Annotated in this window: 21 protein-coding genes; 17 read left to right on the forward strand and 4 right to left on the reverse strand. The window is 42.8% G+C overall.

Features of this window, described 5'->3' with window-relative positions:
- The first annotated feature begins 162 nt into the window (after nucleotides 1-162).
- On the forward strand, nucleotides 163-5,049 hold the full coding sequence (locus FLL46_RS25535) for an NAD-glutamate dehydrogenase (protein ID WP_142935064.1): 4,887 nt from the start codon (nucleotides 163-165) through the stop codon (nucleotides 5,047-5,049).
- Between the two features lie 127 nt (nucleotides 5,050-5,176).
- Here the strand turns inward: FLL46_RS25535 and FLL46_RS25540 are convergent, their stop codons facing one another.
- Entirely contained in the window at nucleotides 5,177-5,692 is a 516-nt protein-coding gene (locus tag FLL46_RS25540) for a DUF4124 domain-containing protein (protein ID WP_142935065.1), read from the reverse strand.
- Nucleotides 5,693-5,853: 161 nt separating this feature from the next.
- On the opposite strand from FLL46_RS25540, the gene FLL46_RS25545 reads away from it, so the two are divergent.
- Nucleotides 5,854-6,036, forward strand: a complete 183-nt coding sequence (locus tag FLL46_RS25545) for a hypothetical protein (protein ID WP_142935067.1) — start codon at nucleotides 5,854-5,856, stop codon at nucleotides 6,034-6,036.
- A 42-nt stretch (nucleotides 6,037-6,078) separates the two neighbouring features.
- Here FLL46_RS25545 and FLL46_RS25550 read toward each other — a convergent pair whose 3' ends face one another.
- Nucleotides 6,079-6,432 (reverse strand): hypothetical protein, encoded by a 354-nt coding sequence (locus tag FLL46_RS25550; protein ID WP_142935068.1) that lies wholly within the window; start codon nucleotides 6,430-6,432, stop codon nucleotides 6,079-6,081.
- Nucleotides 6,433-6,921: 489 nt separating this feature from the next.
- Here FLL46_RS25550 and FLL46_RS25555 point away from each other — a divergent pair, with 489 nt between their 5' ends.
- A complete protein-coding gene (locus tag FLL46_RS25555; RefSeq protein WP_142935070.1) occupies nucleotides 6,922-9,060 on the forward strand; it encodes a S8 family serine peptidase in 2,139 nt (712 codons plus the stop codon).
- A gap of 131 nt (nucleotides 9,061-9,191) precedes the next feature.
- Here the strand turns inward: FLL46_RS25555 and pepN are convergent, their stop codons facing one another.
- Nucleotides 9,192-11,807 (reverse strand): aminopeptidase N, encoded by a 2,616-nt coding sequence (gene pepN, locus FLL46_RS25560; RefSeq protein ID WP_142935072.1) that lies wholly within the window; start codon nucleotides 11,805-11,807, stop codon nucleotides 9,192-9,194.
- A 506-nt stretch (nucleotides 11,808-12,313) separates the two neighbouring features.
- Between pepN and pdhA the strand changes: the two genes are divergently transcribed.
- The 5 genes from pdhA to FLL46_RS25585 all read left to right on the forward strand — a co-directional run bounded on the left by pdhA (nucleotide 12,314) and on the right by FLL46_RS25585 (nucleotide 18,037).
- On the forward strand, nucleotides 12,314-13,393 hold the full coding sequence (gene pdhA, locus FLL46_RS25565) for a pyruvate dehydrogenase (acetyl-transferring) E1 component subunit alpha (protein WP_142935074.1): 1,080 nt from the start codon (nucleotides 12,314-12,316) through the stop codon (nucleotides 13,391-13,393).
- Complete coding sequence (locus FLL46_RS25570) at nucleotides 13,393-14,373, forward strand: alpha-ketoacid dehydrogenase subunit beta (RefSeq protein ID WP_142935075.1); 981 nt, start codon at nucleotides 13,393-13,395, stop codon at nucleotides 14,371-14,373. The genes pdhA and FLL46_RS25570 overlap by 1 nt, the downstream gene beginning before the upstream one ends.
- Nucleotides 14,370-16,082: a 2-oxo acid dehydrogenase subunit E2 gene (locus FLL46_RS25575; RefSeq protein ID WP_142935077.1), complete on the forward strand. Its 1,713-nt coding sequence runs from the start codon at nucleotides 14,370-14,372 to the stop codon at nucleotides 16,080-16,082. The genes FLL46_RS25570 and FLL46_RS25575 overlap by 4 nt, the downstream gene beginning before the upstream one ends.
- A gap of 249 nt (nucleotides 16,083-16,331) precedes the next feature.
- Nucleotides 16,332-17,255: a hypothetical protein gene (locus FLL46_RS25580; protein WP_142935079.1), complete on the forward strand. Its 924-nt coding sequence runs from the start codon at nucleotides 16,332-16,334 to the stop codon at nucleotides 17,253-17,255.
- Nucleotides 17,256-17,461: 206 nt separating this feature from the next.
- Nucleotides 17,462-18,037 (forward strand): NADPH-dependent FMN reductase, encoded by a 576-nt coding sequence (locus FLL46_RS25585; RefSeq protein WP_142935080.1) that lies wholly within the window; start codon nucleotides 17,462-17,464, stop codon nucleotides 18,035-18,037.
- A gap of 268 nt (nucleotides 18,038-18,305) precedes the next feature.
- On the opposite strand, the gene xseA is transcribed toward FLL46_RS25585, so the two are convergent.
- Nucleotides 18,306-19,670: an exodeoxyribonuclease VII large subunit gene (xseA, locus tag FLL46_RS25590; protein WP_142935082.1), complete on the reverse strand. Its 1,365-nt coding sequence runs from the start codon at nucleotides 19,668-19,670 to the stop codon at nucleotides 18,306-18,308.
- 260 nt (nucleotides 19,671-19,930) lie between these two features.
- On the opposite strand from xseA, the gene guaB reads away from it, so the two are divergent.
- The 9 genes from guaB to FLL46_RS25635 all read left to right on the forward strand — a co-directional run bounded on the left by guaB (nucleotide 19,931) and on the right by FLL46_RS25635 (nucleotide 26,863).
- On the forward strand, nucleotides 19,931-21,397 hold the full coding sequence (gene guaB, locus FLL46_RS25595) for an IMP dehydrogenase (protein WP_142935083.1): 1,467 nt from the start codon (nucleotides 19,931-19,933) through the stop codon (nucleotides 21,395-21,397).
- 120 nt (nucleotides 21,398-21,517) lie between these two features.
- Nucleotides 21,518-23,092, forward strand: a complete 1,575-nt coding sequence (gene guaA, locus FLL46_RS25600) for a glutamine-hydrolyzing GMP synthase (RefSeq protein WP_142935085.1) — start codon at nucleotides 21,518-21,520, stop codon at nucleotides 23,090-23,092.
- A 132-nt stretch (nucleotides 23,093-23,224) separates the two neighbouring features.
- The gene (locus FLL46_RS25605; protein ID WP_142935087.1) at nucleotides 23,225-23,449 is read left to right on the forward strand and encodes an addiction module protein; all 225 of its coding nucleotides are present in this window, start codon (nucleotides 23,225-23,227) and stop codon (nucleotides 23,447-23,449) included.
- The gene (locus tag FLL46_RS25610) at nucleotides 23,439-23,738 is read left to right on the forward strand and encodes a type II toxin-antitoxin system RelE/ParE family toxin (protein WP_142935089.1); all 300 of its coding nucleotides are present in this window, start codon (nucleotides 23,439-23,441) and stop codon (nucleotides 23,736-23,738) included. Before FLL46_RS25605 ends, FLL46_RS25610 begins: the two co-directional genes overlap by 11 nt.
- 3 nt (nucleotides 23,739-23,741) lie before the next feature.
- Nucleotides 23,742-24,200, forward strand: coding sequence for a tRNA adenosine(34) deaminase TadA (tadA, locus tag FLL46_RS25615; RefSeq protein WP_142935091.1), 459 nt, complete (start codon nucleotides 23,742-23,744; stop codon nucleotides 24,198-24,200).
- 185 nt (nucleotides 24,201-24,385) lie between these two features.
- Nucleotides 24,386-25,156: a class I SAM-dependent methyltransferase gene (locus FLL46_RS25620; protein WP_142935093.1), complete on the forward strand. Its 771-nt coding sequence runs from the start codon at nucleotides 24,386-24,388 to the stop codon at nucleotides 25,154-25,156.
- A gap of 67 nt (nucleotides 25,157-25,223) precedes the next feature.
- Nucleotides 25,224-25,775, forward strand: a complete 552-nt coding sequence (locus FLL46_RS25625; RefSeq protein ID WP_142935094.1) for a hypothetical protein — start codon at nucleotides 25,224-25,226, stop codon at nucleotides 25,773-25,775.
- 203 nt (nucleotides 25,776-25,978) lie between these two features.
- A complete protein-coding gene (locus tag FLL46_RS25630; RefSeq protein WP_142935096.1) occupies nucleotides 25,979-26,332 on the forward strand; it encodes a DoxX family protein in 354 nt (117 codons plus the stop codon).
- Nucleotides 26,333-26,422: 90 nt separating this feature from the next.
- On the forward strand, nucleotides 26,423-26,863 hold the full coding sequence (locus FLL46_RS25635) for an SRPBCC family protein (protein WP_142935098.1): 441 nt from the start codon (nucleotides 26,423-26,425) through the stop codon (nucleotides 26,861-26,863).
- Nucleotides 26,864-26,866: the final 3 nt, after the last annotated feature.

Raw genomic sequence — 26,866 nt, forward strand, 5'->3', positions numbered from 1 at the left:
CAATTAATTCTCTAAATTTCGGAATTGACCTACTCATAACAGATAAATCCAGAACTGAAAAATCCATATGGCGATCTCCACATAAAGTCATTTCGGAACAACTCAGAGTGTTCTGGCAGATAACTAATTAACTTTACTCTTTTACCCAGGCAAGGAATTCTTATGTCTATTGAACAAAAAACGCATGACACGATTTTGTTTAAGAATGTCGTCAAATTAATTCAGTCGAAATTTTCGAAAAAACAGGCTGAACTCGTTTCACAATTTGCTCATTATTTTTGTGCTGGTATTTCAAGTATTGACTTTGAATATAAGAACGCTAATGAACTTTATGCGCCCATTGTCAGTTTATGGAATTACATGCAGGCATGCTCCGAAGAATGTGATGTCAGAGTTTATACGCCAGAGTTGGAAACTCACGGCTGGCAGTCTCGCCATACCATTATTGAGCTTGTGCATAAAGATATGCCATTTTTAGTCGATTCGGTGAGAATGGAGCTTAACCGCCTGGGAATTAATATCCATCTTCACATCCATATGCCAATGACGATTACTCGCGATAAGGATTCTAACATTTCTGCCATTGCAAGGCCTGATCCGGAAAAAGACGATGATGATGTGACGCCGATGTACCTGGAGATTGATCGACAACTCGACAAATCCGAATTAGAACTGATTAAAAGTAATCTGGAAGAAATTTTGTCAGATGTGAGGGTGACTGTTTCTGATTGGGAAAAAATGAAGAAGAAACTGAACCAGGTGATTGGAAGATTAGACAAGTTACCGAAAAAATTGCAAAACGCTAAAAACAAAGAATGTCGTGATTTTCTGGAGTGGATTAGCGGTAATCATTTCACCTTGCTGGGTTATACCTATTATGAACTCAATAACGACAAGAACGATTTAAGATTAGTGCCGCAAAAGAGAGCTAGCTTAGGATTAAAAACCAAACAACATTGGAGCCCAAAAGCGTATAAGCTAAGTGATTTGCCGGCGGGAGCGAGAAACCTTATTTTAAACACCGAAAATCTACTGGTTCTCACTAAGCTCAGTGCCATAAGTCGTGTCCACAGACCTGCGCATATTGACTACATTGGTGTGAAAAGAGTGAACGAAAAGGGTGAGATCATTGGTGAAGATCGCTTTATCGGTTTATACACTTCAGCGGCGTACAATCTCAACCCAATGAGTATTCCGGTACTACGCCAAAAAATTCATGCGGTACAGGAGCGCTCTGGTTTTACCAAACAAGAACATGACTTGAAGGTTCTTAAAAATATTCTTGAGACCTACCCGAGAGATGAGCTGTTTCAGACTAACGTTGATAAACTTTATGAAACGACAATTGGTATTTTACAAATTCAAGAGAGACCAATAATCCGCCTGTTCGCCAGAAGAGATCCTTATGGTCGTTTTTTCGCTTGTCTGGTTTATGTTCCTCGGGAAATTTATACCACTCGAATTAGAATAAAGATTACCGAGATTCTCAAATCCGCATTTGGGGCAATTTCTGAACCACAATTCACAACCACATTTTCTGAGTCAATACTGGCAAGGTTGCACTTTATTATCCCAGTGGAAAATGCGGAAGCAATTAAGTATGACGTCAAAGAAATCGAGAAGGATCTCTACCAGGCAACTCGCAGCTGGGAAGATAACTTGAATGAAGTGTTGTTAAGCGAGTTTGGAGAAGCTGAAGGAAAAAGATTGTTTCAGAGATACAGCGACCGTTTTCCTGCTGGCTATCAAGATGAGTCAATCATTCAAACGGCGGTGCTTGATATTAAACACATGGAAGCGCTGACTGACGAGAAAGCGCTGAGTATGTTGTTGTATCGCTCGCAAGAAGATGGCCATGGAAATATCCGTTTTAAGCTATTTTATCGCGATCAACCTAAGCCATTGTCTGATGTTATGCCGATGCTTGAAAATATGGGGTTAAATATCATTGGAGAAACGCCTTATCGCGTGAAACCCGCGGCGGGTTCAGTTCGATGGATCAGTGATTTTGAAATGCAGCACCCAGCGGGAATTGATCTTGATCTTGAATTGGTAAAAGATAAATTCCAGGAAGCCTTCTCACGGATCTGGTTTGATGATGCCGAGAATGATGGGTTCAATCGGCTGGTGCTTTCAGCCTCGCTCAATTGGCGAGAGACTGCCATGTTAAGAGCGTATGCGAAGTACATGTGGCAAATTGGTTCGTCTTTTTCTCAAAGTTACGTTGAAGAAACGCTCGCAGCATATCCCGAAATTGCAAAATTACTGGTGGTTTACTTTTTCCAGAAATTTGATCCGGTTAGTAAACAAAGTGAAAGAGTAGAAAAAGAATTACGAGACAGAATTATCGGCGAGTTAGATGAGGTTGCCAATCTCGATCAGGATAGAATTTTACACCGTTATCTAGAAATGATTGATGCAACAATTCGCACTAACTTTTTCCAATTGGATGAAAACGGGGAATCCAAAAATTATATCTCACTGAAATTAAAGCCTTCTCAAATCAGTGACATTCCCAAGCCTGCACCAATGTTTGAAATATTCGTGTACTCACCCAGAGTAGAAGGTGTACATCTTCGTGGTGGAAAAGTTGCCAGAGGTGGGCTTCGCTGGTCTGACCGACGTGAAGATTTCAGAACTGAAATACTCGGCCTGGTGAAAGCACAACAGGTTAAAAACTCGGTTATCGTTCCGGTCGGTGCCAAAGGTGGCTTTGTTTGTAAACGGAGTTTAGCGGGATTATCCAGAGAAGAGTTTATGGCTGAAGGTATCGCTTGCTACGAAACTTTCATTAGTGCACTACTCGATATCACCGATAACCTGATTGATGGCAAATTGGTTCCACCTGATCGTGTTGTCCGGCATGATGAGGACGACCCTTATCTGGTTGTTGCGGCAGACAAAGGCACTGCGACTTTTTCCGATATTGCTAACGGTATTTCTGAAAAATATGGTTTCTGGTTGGGCGATGCGTTTGCTTCCGGTGGCAGCATCGGTTATGACCATAAGAAAATGGGCATTACCGCGAAAGGCGCATGGGAGTCAGTGAAACGTCATTTCATGGAAATGGGTATTGACAGTCAAAACGAAGATTTCACCGCGGTTGGTATCGGTGATATGTCCGGCGATGTTTTTGGAAATGGGATGTTGTGCTCGCGCCATATTAAATTAGTGGCAGCATTTAACCATATGCACATTTTTATCGATCCTAATCCAGACAGCGAAAAAAGTTATGTGGAGCGAGAACGACTCTTTAAGTTGCCTCGTTCTAGCTGGGAAGACTATAACACCAAATTAATTTCTGCTGGTGGTGGCATTTTCTCTCGCTCTTCTAAAGCGATTCCACTCAGTGAAGAAATCCAGAAACTATTAGGGATTGAAGAACAAAGCCTGACTCCTAATCAGTTGATAAGCGCGATCTTAAAAGCAGAAGTCGATCTATTGTGGAATGGTGGTATTGGTACCTACATTAAAGCGGGATCAGAAACTCACTCTGATGTAGGTGACAGAGCTAATGATGGTTTGCGGATTAATGCATCTGAGCTGCGTTGTGGCATTATTGGGGAGGGCGGAAATCTTGGTGTCACCCAGTTAGCGCGTATCGAATATATGCGTAGAGGCGGCCGTGGCAATTCCGATTTTATTGATAATGCTGGCGGTGTTAATTGTTCTGACAACGAAGTGAATATCAAAATTTTACTGAATCAAATTGTTGCTACCGGCGACATGACTGAAAAACAGCGCAATAAATTATTGTTGAGCATGACTGATGAAGTTGGAGAGATTGTTCTTAGAGAAAATTTCTTACAGGCTCAATCGATTAGCGTTAGTGAAGAACGCTCAGAAAAAATGGTTAAGGAGTTAATGCGTTTTATCCATTGGCTTGAGAGAGAAGAGCGACTAGATCGAGAACTTGAATTTTTGCCCAGCGATGAAGAGCTAATCGAACGATTGGCGCAAGGTGAAGGTTTAACCCGAGCCGAAATTGCGGTGTTAACAGCATACGGTAAGATGGTGTTAAAGGAAGAATTGTGTTCACCTGAAGTGGCGAATGAACCTTTTTACAAAGATGTTCTGGTTAACTATTTTCCAAAACCGATTCGTCGTAAGTATGCTGGCGAAACTCAAGAGCATCCATTGAAAGATGAAATCATCGCTATGTGTCTGGCGAATGAAATGGTTGATTACCTCGGGAGTAACTTTGCTTTCCGCGCAATGGATGAAACCGGCGCGACCCCGGCAGATGTGGCAACCTGTTTTACTTTGGCCAAAGAAATCTATGACATGCCGGCGATGTGGAAGCAGATAGAAGCGCTTGATCACTCTATTCCTGCGTCCATAAAGCATAATATGATTTACCAGACTCAACGCATGGTTAGACGGTGTACTCGTTGGTTCCTGCGTCACCGACGTAAAAATTTGGCGATCCAGGAAGGCATTGAGTATTTTAAAGATGGCGTGGTGGAGTTGCAAAAGACGATCCATAAAGCATTAGATAAAGTTGAAAACGATGGCATCAAAGAGGATATTAATAGCTGGGTGGATCACGGGGTTCCGAAGAAGTTAGCTGAGAGAATTTGCTATTTAAGCACAATGTTTTCAGCCCTTGATATTGTTGAAATGTCAAAATTAACCGGCCTGAATATTTCAATGGTTGCGGAAGTCTACTTCAAGCTTGGCGCTAAATTAGAACTCCACTGGTTTCTGGAGCAAATTAATTTGCAAGCTGTGGATAATCACTGGCAAGCTTTCGCGCGAGCTTCATTTCGCGAAGATCTCGATTGGCAACAGAGAAGTTTGACCGTTGCTGTATTACATATGTCTCATAAGGAAACGAGCGCAGAAGAAAGGATTATCAGCTGGATAATTGAAAATTCAAGCTTGCTTTCACGTTGGCAACAAATGCTTGCAGATTTTCGTGCCAGTAAGCGCCATGAGTTTGCGAAGTTCTCTGTCGCGTTACGCGAGCTACTCATTTTAGTTCAAAGTAGTGTAAGAGCGGCTGCCATTGCTCGTGAGGAAGATTTGGGAACGATTAAGAAGTCGTAGCCAATTGGTTCTAGTAAAACTAAAAGCCCGGCTTGCCGGGCTTTTAGTTGAATAAATCTGTAATAACCTGAATTGTGCTGCTCAGATGTAATGGTTCATATCCAAACTGGCAATTTCGAAAATTAATTCACACTCCGCTACAATGTTGAGCGATATCTTTTTCCAGCTTTTTTATTTCCTGTTGTCGTGTTTCGTCTGTCAGGTATTCTTGCTGTCCCTTTTCATTTTCGCGGTAAATTCTAGTTGGCATCTTGAGCGTTTCAAGTTGACTTCTTGCATAGTCACAGTTTTTCTTTAAATCTTTTTCTGCTTTCTCTTTTTCGGATTTTTGTTTTTTGGATTTATATTCTGTATCGAGCTGATCGTGGACTCGTCTTTTTTGCATATTGACAAATTGCTTCGCTTTTCTCTTTGCAGCTTGTTGTTGTTCGGGGGTCAGGTTATCTTTAATTTCCAGCTGCTTTTCGCCTTTGTTAAAGGGCTTATCGGAGTAGTGAACTTTCCCGTTTTCATCAACCCACTTGTAAACCTTTGCATGCAATTGGTTGAAGCCAATTAGTAAAACTAAACCTAAGAAAGCCGTGGCAATTTTGAGTGATTTCATCGTTAAGTAAGCATCTTTGTTGGCAGCCAGATGCTTCATTATAACTCACAGGTGGGGTTTTCTACCAATTGACATAATTAGGACACAATTGAGCATATTTGCGCCATTCATTGAACCGATGAAAATTCTAATTGGACGGTAGTTTATAAGGACCAGGTCGAAAAACTGTGAAGTAACAGGTAACTTAACGGAGAGGCGCAATGAAAACTTATTTACCAAAAGATGAAAAGATTATGAGCTGGGACCCTGAAAACATGGATAAGTATTGGGAGCAGTGCCAGACATTTGATTGTTTTCCCGATATCGATTGTCACAGCCGCGAAAAAATCAGCCAGCAAGAGTTTAAACAAATGGTTACCAGGCGATATTTGATACCAAATTAAATTTCACCTGGCTAATCCTGTTTGGCTTGTGGCGTAACTATGCTAAGATAAATCTGTCTTTTTGAACATAAGCAGGCGGATTCTGGTAACCAGATACCAGGCGCCACCAATAACAGCAATGCCAAGCTCAATGAAGTGAGATACCTGGCTTAGGCCTCGATTACCCAGAAAATACCACAATAATATACCCGTCAAGAATAAAATAATGCCGCCCATGGCTTGCATTTGCAGGGAGTAGCGCTGTTTCATTCGAGCGAGTTTTGCTCGCGATGCTAATTGTTCTTCTGTAACCCCATCCTCAGTAGCGCCTTCTACCAGGCTATAGTTGCAATGGCTGCAAACTTTGGCTTTGCTGGAAATTCTTTTTTTGCAAGATGGACAGCTGATTATCGACATAGTTGAATTAGCAATAGTTTATGAGTTTTTTCGATTATAAAACACTCTATCTCGTCGCTCAATGTTTGATGACTAAAACACCGGCTTGGCTTAATTGAATAATCTAACGAGGTTGGTTAAATCGAGAAAATCTATGAATAATTATTTTAGTCTGTTTGATTAATCCGTAGTTTTTTCTTAACCAGAAAGCAGCAAAAAACGCCATTTATTAAGTGTTTTCCAAATCTAGATTTTCTAACACCAGACTAATTAATTGTTCTGAGATAAGTGTGAATATTACCTTAAAAAATGTGTCAAATATCGCAATAGTTTATGGAATGACTTTCATTCTGTCTCTAAGCTCAATCTGCTTTGAACAAAATATACACAAGAAATCACTATTAACTTTAATTGGGATTTTTTTCTACTTAAAGACTGGTTAAGTTGATAAGTGGTTCGCTTCTCTTGAATTCTCAAAGCACCTTACAATAACAAATAAGGAGAAGACCTTTGAAAATAAACAACACACAATCATTTTTCAAAAAATCGGTAGCTGCATCTTTGGTGATCAGCGCGTGCGCTGCTGGGGCAGTAACAGCCGAACAACGATACATGATTAAATTCAAAGATAGCTTAGACGGTAATCCTACGACGCTTTCTGCACAAACGACAAGAGCACAACGAAACAGCCAGCGTATTCAACAACTGGGAGGGATTGTTAAACGCAGGTTGGTCAGTGACAATATTATTGCAGCAGAAATGAGTGAAAGTCAGTTGGCTCAGCTGGAAGCGAGTGGGGTTATCGAGTATTACGAGATAGATCCGATTCGTCGGCTGATTGCGCCTATGGCTGCTGACGATATTGTACCTTTGGCAGAACAAACCCCCTATGGAATTACCATGGTTCAAGCTGGGCAGGTGAGTGACGCAAATACTGCCAATCGCAAAGTTTGTATTACTGACACAGGTTTCGCGCCAAACCATGAGGACTTACGTCCATACACTGCGAGTAACATTAGCGGTGACGACAATGATGGTAATGGCAACGATACCGGAGATTGGCACAATGACGGACACGGGCATGGTACACATGTCGCCGGAACCGTTGCAGGAATTGGGGGCAATGGCGTTGGTGTTGTCGGTGTTAACCCGAGTGATTTAGTTGGCCTGCATATCGTTAAGGTTTTTAACGATTCTGGTAACTGGGCTTATGGTTCTGATTTAGTGGCAGCGGTTAATCAGTGTGTTAATGCCGGTGCTCAAGTTATTAGCATGAGTTTAGGTGGCAGCGGCTCTAGTAATGCCGAAGCTAATGCTTTCCAGAATGCATTGAACAATGGCGTACTATCTATTGCTGCTTCAGGTAATAGCGGTAGCGCAAGTGGCAATGATGCCTTCTCTTACCCAGCGTCTTATGATGCGGTAATGTCAGTTGGTGCATTAGACAGTAGTAAGCAAATTGCTAACTTCTCGCAGAAAAACAGCCAGGTTGAACTTGCTGCGCCTGGAGTGAGCGTACTGTCCACTTTGCCGAACAATCAATACGCTTCCTGGAATGGAACTTCAATGGCAACACCTCACGTATCTGGTGTCGCTGCTTTAGTCTGGAGTCACTATACCAACTGTAGTGCGACTCAAATTCGTTCTGCTCTGAACAATTCAGCAGAGGATCTCGGTTCATCCGGTCGCGATCAGGCGTATGGGTATGGATTAGTAAGAGCGAAAGCTGCTTACGATTACCTGGCAGCAAATAGTTGTGGTGGCGGTAATCAATCTCCAACTGCGTCCTTTACCGATTCTTGTACTGCGTTAGCATGCTCGTTTGATGGTTCAGCTAGTTCTGACCCAGATGGTACCATCGCTTCCTATGCGTGGGACTTCGGTGACGGAGCAACTGGTACGAGCGCATCCGCAAATCATACCTATGCTTCTGCCGGAACCTACACAGTTCAACTCACAGTAACTGATAACGATGGTGCGTCGAATACAACGTCTAAATCAGTGACCGTTTCTGATGGAACCGGTGGCCCGGGCGAATTGACCAATGGTCAGACTGTGTCAAATCTGAGCGGATCTCAGGGCGATGAGCTTGAGTACTACATCGATGTTCCAGCCGGTGCAACTAACTTATCGTTTGCGATGAGCGGTGGCTCTGGTGACGCCGATCTTTATGTCCGATTTGGTAGTGCACCAACAACTGGCACTTATGATTGCCGTCCGTACACTGCAGGTAACAATGAGAACTGTGATTTTGCTTCTCCAAGCACAGGTCGTTACTATGTGATGATCCGTGGTTATTCCGCGTTCTCTGGCACCAGCTTAACGGCTTCCTATAGTGAGCCTGGCAGTGGTGGTAGCATCAATGAAAGTAATCTTTCTGCCAGCCGAGGTAACTGGAATTACTTCACTATTGAAGTTGACCCAGGTACAGCTTCTCTAGAACTGAATATTTCGGGTGGTAGTGGTGATGCTGATTTGTATGTGAAGCATGGATCACAAACTACAACATCTAACTATGATTGCCGTCCTTATCGTTGGGGCAATACTGAAAGTTGTAGTTTCAATAATCCAGCAGCAGGCACCTGGTATATTGGTATTCGAGCATACAGCACTTATTCAGGTGTTAACTTGAATGGAACCTGGCAGTAAGTTCAGCCAAATGGTTTTATACTAAGCCGTAAAAAACCCCCTCTATTGAGGGGGTTTTTATTTGAATGACAGCGCTAAAATAGCATTGAACAAAGTTGCATTAATTAACACTAGATATCCCGAACTTTAAACTACATGTTCAAAGATTTCTCAACCACTTCATAAACATCATTAGAAAGATTATCAACAGCTTTAATTCTCTCAAGTTGTTCTTTGATTAAAGCTTGTCGCTTGCCATCCAGTTTTTTCCACTGGTTAAATTGTTTGGATAAACCCGCGGCAATTTGTGGATTGATCGCGTTGAGGCGAATAATCGTATCAGCGAGTAGTTCATAACCGGCACCGGTGGCATTGTGAAATTGAGGTAAATTGCCGGAAATAAATGCGGTGATTACCGCTCGAACTTTGTTAGGGTTTTCGATGGAAAACTTTTCATGGTTAAGCAACGCGTTAACATGTTCTATGATACTTTCATCGTCATTGATAACCTGGGCACTAAACCATTTATCCATCACGAGCTCTTCATCTTTCCACTTTTGATAAAACTGATTAATGTAATCCGATTTATATCCTTCTGTAGAATTGGCAATTGTTTGCAAAGCAGACAGTTCGTCGGTCATGTTGTCAGCGCGCGTTTGCTGTGTGGCAGCCAGCTCAAAGTGTTGCTCGTCATTGGCAACCATCATGTAATCGAGAGCGACATTGCGCAGTTTACGGTCACTCGGTTGGTCACCGCTGGTTGTGTTGTAAATCGAAAACCAGGTGTGTTCAAGTGATTGCCCAATGTGCTTTTTCAATTGGCGATGTTTGTTAAACAAACGATCAACATTAATTTTTTCAGAGCGTCCAATAAGACTACTTATTTCGGGTAATATAACGGCAAGCGCTTTAAGTGAGTTATCCAATTGCTCATCGCCAAGTAGTTGTGCAAAGGAATTTTTAAGGATCTCTAGATCTGGTTCACTAATTTCATCTTCGTTATTCAAGAGAATTTTTGTCATCAAACTTTGACCTGCGTCCCAACGATTAAACGAGTTAGGATCAGAAGCAAAGAGGGTGGCTAATTGACTCTGGTCATATTCAAATTTCAGTTTTACCGGCGCTGAAAAGTCTCTTAGTAGAGAAGGGATTAAAACCTCATTGTCAGAGTGAATGGTTAAAGTTTGATTTTCTTCAGTCATAACAAAAAGTGTTTCGCCGCAGACATCGTCTGAGTCTGATAAGCGGAACTTCGCCACATCACCTTGCGCATTAATAAAACCTATTTTGACCGGGATCATGAAAGGTTTTTTTGTTTCCTGACCTGGTGTCGCCGGACAAGATTGTGCGAATTGAAGCTCAAACTTTCCGTTACCCAGAGACTCAAGTTGAACCTTCACTTCCGGTGTACCGGCTTGACGATACCAGTTGCGGAAAAGCGCCCAATCTTTTTGATTGGCATCTTCCATGGCACAAATAAAGTCTTCACAAGTAACAGCTTGACCATCGTGTCGTTCGAAATAAAGATCCATACCTGCACGGAAACCTTGTTCGCCCAAAAGCGTGTGCATCATTCGGATCACTTCGGCGCCTTTGTTATAAACGGTTACCGTGTAAAAATTATTCATTTCAATATAAGAGTCCGGGCGAATAGAGTGAGCCATTGGGCCGGAGTCTTCGGCAAATTGCGATGAGCGAATGATCTTTACCTGGTCTATTCGCTGCACCGCTTTTGATTGCATATCTTCACTGAATTTTTGATCTCTAAAAACAGTAAGACCTTCTTTGAGGCTCAACTGGAACCAGTCGCGACAGGTGACTCGGTTACCTGTCCAGTTATGAAAATATTCGTGAGCAATGACTCTTTCAACACCTTCGAAATCAGCGTCGGTTGCGGTTTTCTTATTAGCTAAAACGTACTTAGTGTTAAAAACATTTAAGCCTTTATTTTCCATTGCGCCCATATTGAAATCGCTCACCGCGACTATCATGTAGAGATCCAGGTCATATTCGCGACCAAACTTTTCTTCATCCCAGCGCATTGATTCGATTAAACTGTCCATCGCAAATCGACATTGATCGAGTTTTCCCTTGTCGACATAGAGCTCCAGTTTAACTTCTCGTCCGCTCATTGTGGTAAAACTGTCAGTTAGGCAATCCAGATCACCGGCAACCAGGGCAAACAAGTAACTGGGTTTGGGGAAGGGGTCATGCCATTCAACAAAATGGCGTCCGTCACTCATATCGCCACGTGTTAGTGGATTCCCGTTTGATAATAAGAGAGGATAGGCTGCTTTATCGCCTTCTATTCGTACCTTAAACTCAGACATAATTTCCGGACGATCAAGGTAGTAGGTAATTTTTCTGAAGCCTTCTGCTTCACATTGTGTGCAGAACTTTCCACCAGAAGTATAAAGACCTTCCAGTGATTTATTTTTCTGAGGATAAATTTTTACCTGAAGATTGAGGGTAAATTTTTCACTGACGTTGTTAATTGTCAGATGATTGTCAGTCGCTTCGTATTCATCCTTGCTGAGTTCATTTCCATCTACAGAAACTTGCTGTAGTTCTAACTCTAATCCGTCTAATACCAGCGGTTCCAGCACATCACTTTTATCAAGTGGGTTTTTCTCAATTTTTAGTTCGCTATTAACTAATGTATGAGAGTCAAAAAGCTGAAATTTTAAGTCGGTATGTTTAATTAAGTATTGGCTGGGTCGGTAATCTTTGCGGTATTTTACTGTCGGATTTTTTGAAGAATTCTTCATTATAGCGGGTACCTTGATAGCATCACTTGAACAAGCGAATTAAACTGATTATTTGGCTGAAAGCTGCAAATATACGTGTTGGGGGGAGTTTAGCAGCGCGATAAACGAATAGTAAAGAGTACAACGACGCATTTAATCTAGTGGTACGACCAGAATTTTATTGAAAATGCACGAAATGCATTCAACTGCATCTAATTAACCTGAATTTATGGGTAATTGCGTTAATTTTGCTATACAAGACGGCGTTGAACCCGTATTATCCACCCCCAGCAAAAAGTAACCGAAATAGACTCATTTTGCTCAGCAGGATTCGTTCGTTTTGAACGGTTAATTAATTCGATAGAGTTGATTGATTTTATGCTAGTTTTGTTGAGTAATTTGCTGATTAAGCAAAAATGAGTTGTTCGTTCCAGTCGAAACGCTTGAGTCTGCACAGGGCGTACCGAGTCTTTGATTTGCTCGGCACGAAACTCCTGCAAGCGATCCATCTATAAGGAGAAGCCACTTTGACAACAATTGCGAAATTTGAAGTCAAATATGTTCAATATCTCGATGAGCATGGTCAACTAACTACCGATGACGTTCCTGCCATCGCGAAAGATTTCACTGCCCTTAAAAAACTCTACCGTGACATGGCGTTAATTCGTCAAATGGATTCTAAAGCCTACGCTTTGCAAAGAACCGGTAAAATGGGAACCTATGCAGCGGCAACCGGCCAGGAGGCTATTGGTGTCGGCTTTGGTGCGGCTATGAACCCTGAAGATGTTCTTGTTCCTTATTACCGCGGTCAGGCGGCCATGGTACAACACGGCGTTCGTATGGAAGAAATCCTGCTTTATTGGGGAGGCGATGAAAGAGGCTCCGATTTTCAGAATGAAACCGCCAGACAAGACTTCCCAATTGCGGTGCCGATCGCAACTCAGTCCTTACACGCAACTGGCGTAGCAAAAGCGATGCAGATACGTGGCGAGAAGCGCTGTGTATTCACTGAAATTGGTGAAGGCGGAACTTCCCAGGGGGATTTTTACGAAGCGCTGAATGTTGCCGGTATCTGGAGTCTTGGCGTGGTTTTTGTGATCAACAACAACCAGTGGGCGATTTCGGTTCCTAGTGAAATTCAAACGGCCTGTGAGACCTACGCACAAAAAGCGATTGCCGCCGGCATCGACAGTGTTCAGGTTGACGGTAATGATATTATTGCTGTTTTTGACGAGTCACAAAAAGCCGCAGAAAAGGCTCGAGAGGGTGGCGGATCAACGGTTATTGAGTGTATCAGTTTAAGACTTTGTGATCACACAACTGCTGATGATGCTAGTCGTTATCGACCAGATGGTGAACTCGATGAGGGTTGGAAAAAAGAGCCGCTCATCCGTCTCAGAAAATATCTCGAAGCTAACGGGCAATGGTCTGAAGCTGAAGAATCTGCACTGCAAGAAGAAGTGGTTGCGACGGTTCAGCAGAGCGTTGACACCTACCTCAATACACCAACAGACAAGCCTGAAGCAATGTTTGATTACCTTTACGATGAACTTCCGGAAAGAACGCTTGCACAGCGTGAATTAGCGATTGCAAGAGGAGCGAAATAATGGCCGCAATTACCTTGATTGAAGCAGTAAACATGGCAATGGCGCATGAAATGGAAGCGGATAATGAAGTCGTTGTATTTGGTGAAGACGTTGGTCTGAACGGTGGTGTATTCCGTGCTACAGACGGGTTGCAACAGCGTTTCGGCGAGGAGCGAGTCATCGACACGCCGTTAGCTGAAGCCATGATCGCCGGTATTGCGATTGGTATGGCCGCACAAGGCATGAAACCGGTCGCCGAAATTCAATTTATGGGATTCATTTTCCCGGCAGCGGACCATATTATTTCTCACTGTGCCCGTATGCGAAATAGAACTCGCGGCCGTTTGACTCTGCCACTGGTAATTCGCGCACCCTATGGTGGCGGTATCCACGCACCGGAAAATCATTCAGAAAGTACGGAAGCAGTATTTGCCCACATTCCAGGTTTAAAAGTTGTCATACCATCTAACCCTTCTCGTGCTTATGGTTTGATGCTGGCCGCTATTCGTGACCCTGATCCGGTTATTTTCCTGGAGCCTAAACGGGTTTACCGAATTGAAAAGCACGAAATTGAAGATAACGGCGAAGAGTACCCACTGGGCGTTTGTTTTGTTGACCGAGAAGGAACTGATATCACATTAATTAGCTGGGGTGCTATGCTTCATGAAACCAAACAAGCGGCTGAAAAACTCGCAGCAGAGGGAATTAGCGCCGAAGTGATTGATGTGGCAACCGTTAATCCTTTAGACATTGATACCATTTTAGAGTCTGTGGCAAAAACCGGTCGTGCCTGTATTGTTCAAGAAGCACCGAAAGCGGGCGCTGTTGGTTCTGACATTGCGGCGGAAATTGCTGAAAAAGGTGTGATGCATTTGTTGGCGCCGATTGGCCGTGTTTCTGGTTACGATACAATGATGCCTTATTATCGACTGGAAAAACAATATATGCCGAAGGTTGAGCATATTGTCGAAGAAGCAAAAAGACTAGTGGAGTACCGATGAAAATATTTAACTTACCCGATTTGGGAGAGGGCTTACCGGACGCAGAAATTGTCCGTTGGTTAGTTAAAGAAGGCGATACGGTTTCTCTTGATCAACCAATGGTTGAAATGGAAACTGCCAAAGCGGTGGTTGAAGTACCATCGCCTTTTGACGGAACTGTCACCAAGCTTCTTGGCCAGGCCGGCGATGTCATTGAAGTGGGCGCAGTATTGGTAGAGTTTGACGGCGACGGTTCAAGTAGCGCAAAGACTGAATCAGCTCCGGTAGCAAAGCCTGAGCAGGCTCAGGCCAAACCTGCCAGTAATAACGCGCCGAGTGCCGCAAGTGGACCGGTCTTTAACTTGCCTGATCTGGGCGAAGGTCTACCTGACGCAGAAATTGTCAGATGGTTAGTCAACGAAGGCGATGAGTTGAGTGTTGATCAACCAATGGTTGAAATGGAAACTGCTAAAGCCGTCGTTGAAGTACCTTCTCCATTTGCCGCGAAAGTTGCCAAACTACACGGTCAGGCCGGTGATGTGATTGAAGTCGGTGCGCCGCTTGTTTCATTCGGAGACGGTGATTCTAGTGGTTCAGTTCAGGCAGAAGCCGACGACAGTGCCGACGCTGATTCTGATGATGCTGGTACCGTTGTTGGTGCCGTGCAAGTTGGTAATAAAGTTGTTGCTGAATCTGCGGATGCGGTCGTTAAAGCGCTTGCGAAAAAATTAAAAGTCGATTTGTCACTCGTTACCGGTTCAGGGGCAGGTGGAAAAATAACACAAGCTGACGTTAAACAAGCCAAAAAAGATGGGAAGCTGATTGGTAGTAAAGCTGCGGCTCCAGCACCAGTCGCCGCGCCTTCGAATACTGGTAGTACGGCAGATAATGAAAATCCCCTCGATTTTAAAGCTTCTCCAGCGGTACGTGCACACGCGCGTCGATTAGGAGTTGCGTTATCAAGTTGTAAAACCAGCGGTAAAAAAGGTTCGATAACAAAAGCAGATGTTGAAGCTGCGGTTGGTGCCGCTTCTGCAACCGCGACCGCACCGGTTGCTAAACCTGCTGGCGGTGGTTTACCAACGGTTCAAGTGAGTGTCGAGCCACAAAGCGTTCGTGGTGTTCGCCGCGCAATGGCAATGGGCATGGCGAAATCACACGCGACAGTTGTACCCACAACTTTGGTGGAAGATGCGGACATTACAGCTTGGCCAAAACAAGATTTTCTGGCGCGTTATGTGCGAGCGTTAGTTTATGCATCGAAAATTGAGCCGGCATTAAATTGTTGGTTTGATGGAGAAAAATATGAGCGGCTGGTTCATCCGAATGTTCATGTGGGTATCGCGATTGATTCGCCTGACGGACTCTATGTGCCCGTTGTTCACGATGCTGATAAGAAAGATGCCGGTCAAATTCGTGCCAGAGTTCAGGAATTGAGGCAAAAAATCGAAACTAAATCACTCAAGCAAGACGATCAACAAGGGGCGACCGTTACTCTGTCTAACTTTGGTTCCATTGCAGGACGTTACGGAACGCCGGTTGTTTCTCCGCCGCAAGTTGCCATTCTTGGCACGGGAAGGTTTAGAGATGAGTTGAAGTTAACGGATAAAGGGATAGCTAAGCACAAGATGTTGCCGCTGTCGTTGACTTTTGATCATCGTGCTGCCACCGGTGGTGAAGCAGCGAGATTCCTGGCTGCGATTATTGAAGATCTGCAAAAGCCGGTATAACTGATTAATAAAAATAGAAGTATTGGTTTATTAACCTGTAAACCCTTAAAAGACACCGAAAGGTGTCTTTTTTTTAGGCTGATCAATCAGGGACTGTTGATTTGAATAAATTTTTTAGTAAAAGTTGTGCTTTCACTCTGCGGTATTCTATATTTCCGACTAAACTAGATAATATTAAGTCTCGTATCACAATCGCTGGTATTATCATAGACTTATGTTACCCATCAAAATCGAATTAAAAGGAACTCAATGAGCGACTTACCTGCCACACTAACTTATTTTGGCAACTTACAGAATATTGGCCAGGTGATTAATAAACTGGCACTGCCTGTTCAAGAGGCGCATCAACTAAGGGATCCTTTTTTGCCCGACAGGTACACGTCTTTAGCTTTTACCAGTCAGGATATGTTTGATGCTTCGGTAAAGTTCATTGCACACGCAATTCTCGGCAAAAGCCCGCCAAAAGGGCAGCCAAATCACCCGTTACAAAAAGCAATTATGCGTTGGCGAATGGAGAATCGCTTTAATGATGAGTCTGAAATCAAGGAGGCGTTGCAAGGATTGTTACCTGCAATGGTAGAAAAAGCATTTAATGAAGCCAAAGAATGCCATCAGGCATGGGTGGATTATGTGAGTTCCAAGAGAGTTATCCGCTTCTGTGAAAAATTTCAGGATCTTGCCCTATGGGAGTTAGCCGGTGCCGGATATCGTGGCGCGGCGATTAAATTTAAATGTAGCGAAGATTCAATATTTAAATATTGTCACCCGGTTAATTATCAAAGGTGGCCTGCGGTGACGGTTAATCAGCAAGACTATGTTGAACATATGGTCGGCTCTATTCCTGAAATCGAATTCAACCCCGAAAAAACTTTGCTAACCCAAAATTACGCGCACCGCCAGTTTAAAGAATGGCGACTTTTAGTGGATGCAGATGAGCACGATGAGCAATGGTTGGAGTTTCCAATTAATTTAATTCAAAGTGTCTATATCGGCGCACTGGTGCCTGACAAAACGGTTGAGCAATTAAAAAATCACCTGGCCAGGCTTGGACCTTTTATTAATGTCTATCACGCCCGTTGTAAGGCGAATGAATTTAGCTTTGAGTTTGAAAAAGTCAGTGAAAACCTGACCGAATCAGAGGAAGCGGAAGAGTCGACCGAAAACGCCCATTAAATTTTGTCTGGCTTTCATAATCATTTATATTTCGTGTAATAATATTTGTTCTTATCTTCGGTGAGATTCTTGTTACAGGGATAGCAGAAAATTCTCCAGTCTTTCAAATGGATTTTTTCCACAATCATACTGGCATTTTTGAATCTCATACGATTTTAAAATCAACATTGTTTAAAATAAAGAATTTGAGAAGGGGATAGATATCCATGGTTAAAATTTTAGCTTTTGCCGGCAGCGCAAGAAAAGATTCGTTTAACAAAAAACTGGTTAAAGTTGCTGCACAAGGCGCTTCTGAAAAAGGTGCTGAAGTAACTGTTATCGATCTGGTTGATTTTCCTATGCCATTATTTAATCAGGATTTGGAAGCGGCAGAGGGCCTGCCTGAAAAAGCACGTGAGTTCAAAAAGTTGTTGATTGAGCATGATGGTTTTTTGATCGCGTCACCTGAGTACAATAGTGCTTTTAGTCCGCTCTTGAAAAACTCGATTGATTGGGCTTCGAGAGTAGAATCAGACGACGAACCAGGCTTATTAGCTTACCGCGGTAAATATGCGGGCATCATGGCTGCATCGCCTGGTGGATTAGGTGGATTACGTGGTTTGGTGTTTGTGAGAATGCTTTTAAATAATCTGGGCATAACAGTCATTCCTGAGCAGCACGCATTAGGCCAGGCGTTTAACGCGTTCGGCGACGATGGCAATTTGGTTGATGAGAAAAAGCGTACTTCAGTTATGAATATCGGTGCCAAATTGACTGAGGTGATTGGGAAAATTAAGGCCTGACTTTAGGGCGTGCTACTCTTCCGTTCTTTGAGATTGCCGAAGTCATTTTTTTGTCCAGCAAGGCGAAAGATGAACTATGTAGTCATTCTACAGGTTCAGCTTTTAACGCGGCTGGGCGAAAAAATGGCTCGGCCCTTCGGGTTGCGGCTAAAACTTCGCCACTCTACGTTGTTTGTCGCTTATTTAGAATGACTAAACTGCGCTCCGCACGCCTTGATTAGCAAACTTTTAGCCGCAACAATCTCAAAGAACGGAAAAGTAGCACGCCCTAGTCAGGCTCAATTCCTTGAATAATTGCGTCCGCTTTCCCGTCAGCCATCAACAAAGTGACTTTCTGTTTTTTCACCAGTTGCTTGACTGAAGAAATCACATTCGACGTTTCCTGGTCTCGAGTAATTGAATAACCGCGATTAAGCGTCGACAGCGGACTTAAAGTTTCTAACGCGTTTGCTTTAACTTGTAATTGATTGATTTTTTGATCGACATTTTTTTGCCAGCCCGAAGCTAACCTTATTTTTAATTCACTTAATTTTTGTTGATTGTTTTGAAGCTGAGCCGAAGGGTTGAGCCGGTTTAGTTTTAGCGAAATTTTGTCTAGCGGCTGTTGGAACTTATGTTGCAGTTGAGCAGCTTGAAAATTTAGCCTGTGTTTTAAAGAGTCTAAAGCGTGTTGATTGCTGGCAATCGCGTTGGCTGGGTCGGCAAGTTTTAGTCGTGCGATGTTAAGCCTGACTTGAAGCTCCTGCAGTGAACTTGAAAGTATGTCAATCATCGACATGTTTGCAAAATCCAGCTTTTGTTGTAATGCACTTTGCTCTGGTACAAGTTGTTCCGCAGCTGCAGAAGGGGTCGGCGCCCTTAGATCCGCTACCAGCTCCGATATGGTAGTATCAACTTCATGGCCGATGGCCGCGACAATTGGAATTTTCGTCGCAGCGATTTTATGCGCCAGTTTTTCGCTATTAAAACACCAGAGATCTTCAAGTGAACCACCACCGCGAGTAAGCAGTAGCACGTCGCATTCGTGGCGTTTTTCCGCTAATTCCAGCGCGGCAATAATATCGTTTACGGCTGACGCGCCTTGCACCTGAGTCGGGTAGATAATGACCGGAACCATTGGACAACGCCTTTCGAGCACGTTGAGAACGTCGTGAATCGCGGCACCGGTTGGAGAGGTAATTACGCCAATTCGAGTGGGTAAAAAGGGCAGGCGGCGTTTCCTTTCCTCTGCAAATAGACCTTGTGCCTTCAGTTTCTGCATGAGTTCATTCAGTTGTTGCTGTAAGTCTCCCAACCCGGCAGGTTCCATGTAGTCTGCTATAAGCTGATAGTCACCCCGTGGCTCGTAAAGACTGACTTTACCTTTGACGACCACTTTGTCGCCTTCATTGGGAGAAAACTTCATATTCTGAGTTTTAAACCGGAACATGGCACAACGAATTTGTGCGTTGTCGTCCTTCAACGAAAAATACCAGTGACCAGATGCTGCTTTGGTCAGATTTGAAATTTCACCCGTCAACCATACCGAGCCCAAACTAGATTCGAGTAAGCGTTTCGCTTGTTGGTTGAGTTGACTCACTGTTAATAAGGTACGCTTGGGCGGTTGCTGAGGCTGTAGAACTGGCTGAATCATAAAAGAATAATTAAATGTCGATTGTTAGTATTTTGAGAGATTTTAACTGATTACGTGGATAAATTAATCACTAATTGATGTTATTTTATTATCAGGCTTAAGTGATAAAAAGTGCCTTTGTTTGCCGCTTTGAGGTTTTCATTAATAAAAACAAATGATTGTCATAGAAAATTTTTATGGAAAAAATTGTTACTCTGCACAATTTATCTGTATAATCCCGCTTTGGCTGGAGAGCCCTTCCTGAAATGGTGACTTTTAACATGCGAATCACTCAAGAAGCCCTTACTTTTGACGACGTTTTACTAATCCCTGCTCATTCCCAAGTTCTGCCCAACGAAGTAGGTTTAAAGTCGCGAATCACCCGTGAAATTGAGTTAAATATTCCCCTTGTATCTGCTGCGATGGATACTGTAACCGAAGCCAATCTGGCAATTGCGCTCGCGCAAGAAGGTGGTATCGGATTTATCCATAAAAATATGGATATCGCAACGCAAGCAGCCCAGGTACTCAAGGTAAAGAAATTTGAAAGTGGCGTAGTCACGGATCCGATTACTGTGGCGCCGGAAACCAGTATTGCTGAACTAAGAGAAATTACCTCAAGAAATGGCATATCGGGCCTTCCAGTAGTGGATAAAGGCGAATTAGTCGGTATCGTGACAAGTCGTGACATTCGATTTGAAACCCATTTAGACCGTCCTGTTTCAACGGTAATGACCCAGAAAGACAATCTGGTCACCGTTACGGAATCGGCAACACAAGAAGAAGTATTAAAACTGATGCACCATCACCGCATTGAAAAAGTGCTGATGGTTGATGATGATTTCAGATTAACCGGTTTGTACACGGTTAAAGATATTCAGAAAGCTGAAGATAAGCCTAATGCCTGTAAAGACTCATTGGGGCACTTGCGAGTGGGGGCAGCAGTAGGAACGGGGCCTGATACCAATGAACGAGTAACAGCTTTGGTTGAGGCGGGTGTTGATATTATTCTGGTAGATACCTCTCACGGACATTCGCAAGGTGTTTTAGACAAAGTGAGCTGGGTAAAGCAAAACTTCCCTCAAATTCAAGTGATCGGCGGTAATATCGCGACCGCTCAAGGCGCCAAAGATTTAGTCGCAGCAGGTGCTGATGGCGTTAAAGTCGGTATTGGTCCAGGTTCAATTTGTACAACTCGAATAGTAACGGGCGTCGGTGTACCGCAGATTAGTGCTGTTAACAATGTGGCCAAGGCATTGGAAGGTACTGGGGTTCCGTTGATTGCCGATGGCGGCATTCGTTATTCAGGTGATATGTGTAAAGCACTAGCGGCTGGCGCATATTCGGTAATGGTCGGTTCAATGTTTGCGGGCACGGAAGAAGCGCCCGGTGAAGTTGAATTGTATCAGGGGCGTTCTTACAAATCCTACCGAGGCATGGGATCTCTAGGTGCGATGCAACAGAAATTTGGATCGGGCGACCGATACTTCCAGTCATCAAATGCCGCAGATAAGTTTGTACCGGAAGGCATTGAAGGTCGTGTTCCCTACAAGGGAACACTAACTGCAATTGTTCACCAGATGTTGGGAGGACTAAGGTCTTCAATGGGTCTTACCGGCTGTAAAGACATCGAAACTTATCGTACGGAAGCAGAATTTGTTAAGGTGACTGCGGCGGGTATGCGTGAAAGTCATGTTCATGACGTCCAGATCACAAAAGAAGCACCTAATTACCAGGTTTCTAAGTAATTGATCTGATATAAACAATCAATATTTTCAGATTCTTTAAGAAAAAGCCGTAATACTTAATATTACGGCTTTTGAGTTTTTAATCACAGTGAAGCAGCACTTTGAAAAGGTAACCACATAATGTCAACTGATATCCACGCTCAGAAAATTCTCATTTTAGATTTTGGTTCTCAGTATACTCAACTGATTGCGCGAAGAGTGCGTGAACTAGGTGTTTATTGTGAGCTTTATCCTTTTGATTTGGATGAGCAGCACATTCGAGAATTTGCTCCCGATGGTATTATTTTATCCGGTGGACCGGAAAGCGTGACAGCAACCGATACGCCAAGGGCGTCTGAAGTTGTGTTTGAAATGGGTGTGCCTGTGTTAGGTATTTGCTACGGTATGCAAACTATGGCGCATCAATTGGGCGGTAAAGTTGCCGGTTCGAGTAAACGTGAGTTTGGTTATGCAAAAGTTCGCCACGCAGCGAAATCAGTATTGCTTGAGGGAATTGAAGATCATTCAGAAGGTGGTAAGGGCGTACTGGATGTATGGATGAGCCATGGTGACAAAGTTGTCGAACTACCAGAAGATTTTGTCGCAATTGCCGAATCAGATAACGCACCATTAGCGGCAATGGCGAATGAAGAAAAACAATTTTACGGTGTTCAATTTCATCCCGAAGTCACCCACACGCATCAGGGTGGGCGTATTTTAGAAAGGTTCGTATCGAAAATCTGTGGTTGTGAAAAACTGTGGACATCGGACAGCATTATTGAAAATGCGGTTCGAGAAATTAAAGAGCAGGTTGGTGACGAAGAAGTTATTTTAGGCTTGTCAGGTGGTGTTGATTCATCGGTCACTGCAATGCTGTTGCATCGAGCTATCGGTTCACAACTCACCTGCGTATTTGTCGATAATGGTTTGTTGCGACTCAACGAAGGTCAACAAGTGATGGACATGTTCCATGAGGACTTCGGTCTTAATGTGATCAAGGTTGAGGCTGAAGATCGCTTTCTTAACGCATTGAAAGGCGAAGTAGACCCAGAAGCCAAACGCAAAATAATTGGACGAGAATTTGTTGAAGTTTTCCAACAGGAAGCAGATAAATTAACCAGCGCAAAATGGCTTGCTCAGGGCACAATTTATCCCGACGTGATCGAATCTGCAGGGGCAAAAACTGGAAAAGCGCATGTGATCAAGTCGCACCATAATGTTGGTGGACTACCGGAAGATATGACTTTAAAGCTAGTAGAGCCATTGCGAGAGTTATTTAAAGATGAAGTTAGAAAGATAGGTCTTGAGCTAGGTTTACCTTACGACATGTTATACCGACATCCATTCCCCGGACCAGGTTTAGGCGTGAGGATTCTGGCTGAAGTTAAAAAGGAATACGCCGATTTACTGCGTTTAGCGGACAATATTTTTATTGAAGAATTATACAACCACGATCTTTATCATAAAACTTCACAGGCATTTGCGGTTTTCTTACCGGTAAAATCTGTTGGTGTTATGGGAGATGCGCGTAAGTATGATTATGTTGTCGCATTGAGAGCTGTTGAAACAATCGACTTTATGACAGCCCGTTGGGCACATTTACCTTATGAATTTTTAGAACTTGTTTCCAATCGAATCATTAACGAAATTGACGGAATATCACGAGTGACTTACGATATTTCTTCTAAGCCGCCCGCGACAATTGAGTGGGAATAAATCTGGGGCTAATGAGTGAGGTTTTGTCTCCTTTATTCTGACGAGACTGAAAAGTTACTAAATGACTTGTAATTTGGTAATTTATGCTTCACTCTGAATATTATGTATTAGCTGATCAAACATGGATTTAATATGGCCATTTCATTACCGTTAGAATCAATGTCTGTTGAAGAGAAATTGCGAGTTATGGAAGATATTTGGGATGACTTAAGCAGTAAATCGGAGAATATTGCGTCACCTCTTTGGCATCTTGATGAGTTATCAGCTCGGGAGGATGCGCTCACTAAAGGAAGTGATGAATTTACTGATTGGGAACTAGCTAAAAAGGAAATTCGAGATAGTCTTAATGAAAATTAAGATCTTATCTTCTGCGAAACGGGATTTGTCAGAAGGTTTTTTATTCTATGAGAAGCAATCATCGGGGCTTGGAGAGTATTTTTTAGATTCATTATTTTCTGACATAGACTCGCTTATGATTTATGCAGGAACTCACCAAATATTTTTCGATAATTACTATAGGATGCTGTCAAAGCGATTTCCATTTGCGATTTACTATCAAGTTAAAAATCAAACATCATTCGTTTACGCTGTTCTAGATTGTCGGCGAAATCCCGGTAGAATTAAAGAAAAGTTAACCACTACTTAAGTAATGTTAAATCCAACCGACCATCAATACTGGATGCAGCAAGCCCTTCTGTTAGCTGAAAAAGCAGAAGCCGCTGGAGAGGTTCCCGTTGGTGCAATTCTAGTTAAAGACAATGAAATCTTGGGCCAGGGATTTAACCAGCCAATTTTCAGTTGCGACCCAACATCTCACGCAGAAATTATTGCAATGCGTGAAGCCGGAAAAAAAATACAAAATTACCGACTGGTGGATACGACTATGTATGTCACCTTAGAACCTTGTGCGATGTGTGCAATGGCGATGGTGCACGCGAGAATTAAAACTGTTGTCTTCGCAACCTCAGAGCCAAGAACTGGCGCCGGTGGTAGCTTATATCAACTTTTACAGCACGCAGGGCATAACCATCAAATTGAAATCGTTGAAGGGGTTTTGCAACAGCAAAGCGCTGAAATGTTGAAGCGGTTCTTTAAAGCCCGACGTTAAATTCCACAGTTTAGTTTCTATTCTTAATGCACTGTCTTAGTGTGCCAATTCTCACATAAAATTCACTGCACCGGCAATTTTGAAAACTTAACGTAAGTGTTGTGAATTTTGCTAACGACCTATATTTGGATTGTTTGCGGTTTAAGCCTATTCTTAAGTTAAGAGGATTAACGAGGCTAAATAAAATGAGTCCATCCGACATTCCTACTAAAGAAACAGCAGCTTTTATTAGCGACAGCTTACCGCCGGGAAAGTTGCGCATATTGGAAGTTGGTTGCGGCGGTGGAGAAGTCGCCTTTACGCTGCAACAGATGGGGCACCAGGTTATTGCAATTGACTCGGATGAGTCGAGTGTTTTGAGTGCCAAAAAGTTAGGGGTTGATGCTCGACTAGCCCAGTGGCCGGTTTTTGAAGAATCCTTGTTTGACGTGGTGTTGTTTACTCGTTCGTTACATCATATTCATTCACTATTGGAAGCGTTGGAGAAAGCTAAACAACTGTTGAAAAATAATGGCTTGTTGTTAGTTGAGGATTTCGCGTTTAATGAACTGGACCAAATTACTTCTGAGTGGTTTTATGAACTCCTTTTGTTGCTGAGCGCTTGTGATGCAATTTCCTTAGGTGACGACTCTTTAGGTAAGGATGTACTAGCTGGTGAGAAAGGTTTAGACGCCTGGAGAAAAGAGCATGGCCATCATTTACACACAGGTGAAATGATGGAAGAAGCAATTCAATCAGTTTTCGGAAATTTAAAAGTGAACTTTGCGCCTTATTTATATCGCTATGTTTGTACAATGATAAAAAATACGGGTAATGGCAGTACAGATAAAGGAAGTACAGGTAAAAACAATAAAGTAATAACACATACCCTTGAATTGGAAAAAACACTTGGAAAGTTACAGCAAAGTTGCTGGATTGGACGCCGGTATATTGCGACTAATAACAGTGAAGTCTAAATTACTTTTTGATAGTAAAAGCTAATGCAGATTTTGACTGAGCATGCTCGCTTAAATCGAGGATAATATGTTGAATGGTAGCGAAAGTCATAGAAGGGGAGTCGTTAAAGTCTTATCTAAGAAAAATTCTTCAGAACAAAAATGGGCATTGTTTTTTATTTTTGTGACGGCGTTTTTAATTGTACCGCCATCGTTGAAAGCGCGTCCACCTCAGGCTACTTCTGACAATCAACCTTCTGATTTTTTTCGGTTATTAACCGGAGAATGGAAGGGAATGGCTGTTAAAACGCCTGTTGGTTCCCTTGAATATAATATTGATTTCGCTATCACGGATGATAATCAACTTTATGGCGTTGCCGATACGGGAGCTTCTAGTCATCATTGGCGTTTTTTTCAAGACGAAGGAAAGCTTCAACTAAAGTTCTTATCGACGTTTCGCGGAAATTCCACGCCTGTACTGCTGGTGCAAAACAAGTCAGACAATAATCAATTTGTTTTTCAGCATAAAAATCCGAAATACTTGCAAGTTTGGATCAACTTTTCAAACCAACTGGTGACCATAAAAATTATTTTACGCGAGCAGCCCCATGTGCGAATCGAGTTGACCAAAAACGAGTGAGCTATTATCAAAGAAGTTGTCACTGGCGAATGAATATTCGATTTGTTGAGCATTGGTTTTGATATTGATTTTGAGCCCGCTGAAAGACAGGTGTAACCTTTTTAATTCAGGTTGGTCATCATAGTAGGAATACGAGTTGAATTGTTTCAACTGGTTAGGTCTTCCGATAACAATTTGTTGCAAAAAGTTTCAGGAGTTTGTAAATGAAAATTAAAGTGATTACTTATGTGTTAGCGCTTATTTTTTTATTGTCTGGTGGCGCTAAAGTTGCTGGCCTCGAATTTGAAATAGTCGCATTTGAGAGGTGGGGATATCCTCTCTGGTTTATGTATTTTACCGGTGTTGCTGAGGTGGCTATCGGGATTGGGTTATCCGCCAACATATTAAGAAAATATGCTGCGATGGCAAGTTGTCCGATAATGCTCGGTGCTATCGGTACTCACGCGATCAACAGCGAGTGGCCGATGTTTGCAATAGCATTCACTATTTTTTTATTGTGTGTTACTTTAGCACTGTCGTTGTGGCGCCCAACTTCTGTAGAAAATAACGCGGGATAATTTTATGTCAAAAAGTCCTACGCATATGAATGCGCTCTAAGTGATTAATTTAATTCACCGGATGGACGAGATACCTGAGGCTATCATGTTATGAGCAGAGTTGATGTTTCCACTGAAATTATCATTGATTGCCCGCTTGAGAAGGTGGCACATTATTCTGCTAATCCTGACAATGTGCCTGATTGGTACGTTAATATACAATCAGTCGAATGGCGAACGTCTCCCCCTGTAGAAATTGGCTCTCAAATTGCTTTTGTTGCAAATTTTCTCGGGCGAAAGATGGCTTATACCTACGAAATAGTGACTTTGACTAATGAAAGCCTTGTGATGCGAACTGCGGAAGGGCCATTTCCAATGGAAACCAGTTACACCTGGCAAGCTATCTCTGACTCTTCAACTCGAATGATTTTGAGAAATCGCGGGGAGCCTTCGGGGTTTTCTGTATTGATGACTCCATTAATGAAGTTGATGATGCGTCGGGCAAACCAAAAAGACTTGCAGCGTCTCAAGCAGGTATTAGAAGTTCAATGATTA

Origin of the sequence: Aliikangiella coralliicola, assembly GCF_007004725.1 — a bacterium.
GTDB lineage: Bacteria > Pseudomonadota > Gammaproteobacteria > Enterobacterales > Kangiellaceae > Aliikangiella > Aliikangiella coralliicola.

Excerpts from the sequence above, each read along its gene's own strand:
- FLL46_RS25585 (WP_142935080.1), top strand. The coding sequence starts at position 17,462 with ATGGTTAAAATTTTAGCTTTTGCCGGCAGCGCAAGAAAAGATTCGTTT.
- FLL46_RS25550 (WP_142935068.1), bottom strand. The coding sequence starts at position 6,432 with ATGTCGATAATCAGCTGTCCATCTTGCAAAAAAAGAATTTCCAGCAAA.
- FLL46_RS25630 (WP_142935096.1), top strand. The coding sequence starts at position 25,979 with ATGAAAATTAAAGTGATTACTTATGTGTTAGCGCTTATTTTTTTATTG.
- pepN (WP_142935072.1), bottom strand. The coding sequence starts at position 11,807 with ATGAAGAATTCTTCAAAAAATCCGACAGTAAAATACCGCAAAGATTAC.
- FLL46_RS25635 (WP_142935098.1), top strand. The coding sequence starts at position 26,423 with ATGAGCAGAGTTGATGTTTCCACTGAAATTATCATTGATTGCCCGCTT.
- tadA (WP_142935091.1), top strand. The coding sequence starts at position 23,742 with ATGTTAAATCCAACCGACCATCAATACTGGATGCAGCAAGCCCTTCTG.
- FLL46_RS25545 (WP_142935067.1), top strand. The coding sequence starts at position 5,854 with ATGAAAACTTATTTACCAAAAGATGAAAAGATTATGAGCTGGGACCCT.
- FLL46_RS25575 (WP_142935077.1), top strand. The coding sequence starts at position 14,370 with ATGAAAATATTTAACTTACCCGATTTGGGAGAGGGCTTACCGGACGCA.
- FLL46_RS25620 (WP_142935093.1), top strand. The coding sequence starts at position 24,386 with ATGAGTCCATCCGACATTCCTACTAAAGAAACAGCAGCTTTTATTAGC.
- FLL46_RS25605 (WP_142935087.1), top strand. The coding sequence starts at position 23,225 with ATGGCCATTTCATTACCGTTAGAATCAATGTCTGTTGAAGAGAAATTG.
- FLL46_RS25540 (WP_142935065.1), bottom strand. The coding sequence starts at position 5,692 with ATGAAGCATCTGGCTGCCAACAAAGATGCTTACTTAACGATGAAATCA.
- guaB (WP_142935083.1), top strand. The coding sequence starts at position 19,931 with ATGCGAATCACTCAAGAAGCCCTTACTTTTGACGACGTTTTACTAATC.
- FLL46_RS25570 (WP_142935075.1), top strand. The coding sequence starts at position 13,393 with ATGGCCGCAATTACCTTGATTGAAGCAGTAAACATGGCAATGGCGCAT.
- FLL46_RS25535 (WP_142935064.1), top strand. The coding sequence starts at position 163 with ATGTCTATTGAACAAAAAACGCATGACACGATTTTGTTTAAGAATGTC.
- xseA (WP_142935082.1), bottom strand. The coding sequence starts at position 19,670 with ATGATTCAGCCAGTTCTACAGCCTCAGCAACCGCCCAAGCGTACCTTA.
- guaA (WP_142935085.1), top strand. The coding sequence starts at position 21,518 with ATGTCAACTGATATCCACGCTCAGAAAATTCTCATTTTAGATTTTGGT.
- FLL46_RS25610 (WP_142935089.1), top strand. The coding sequence starts at position 23,439 with ATGAAAATTAAGATCTTATCTTCTGCGAAACGGGATTTGTCAGAAGGT.
- FLL46_RS25625 (WP_142935094.1), top strand. The coding sequence starts at position 25,224 with ATGTTGAATGGTAGCGAAAGTCATAGAAGGGGAGTCGTTAAAGTCTTA.
- FLL46_RS25580 (WP_142935079.1), top strand. The coding sequence starts at position 16,332 with ATGAGCGACTTACCTGCCACACTAACTTATTTTGGCAACTTACAGAAT.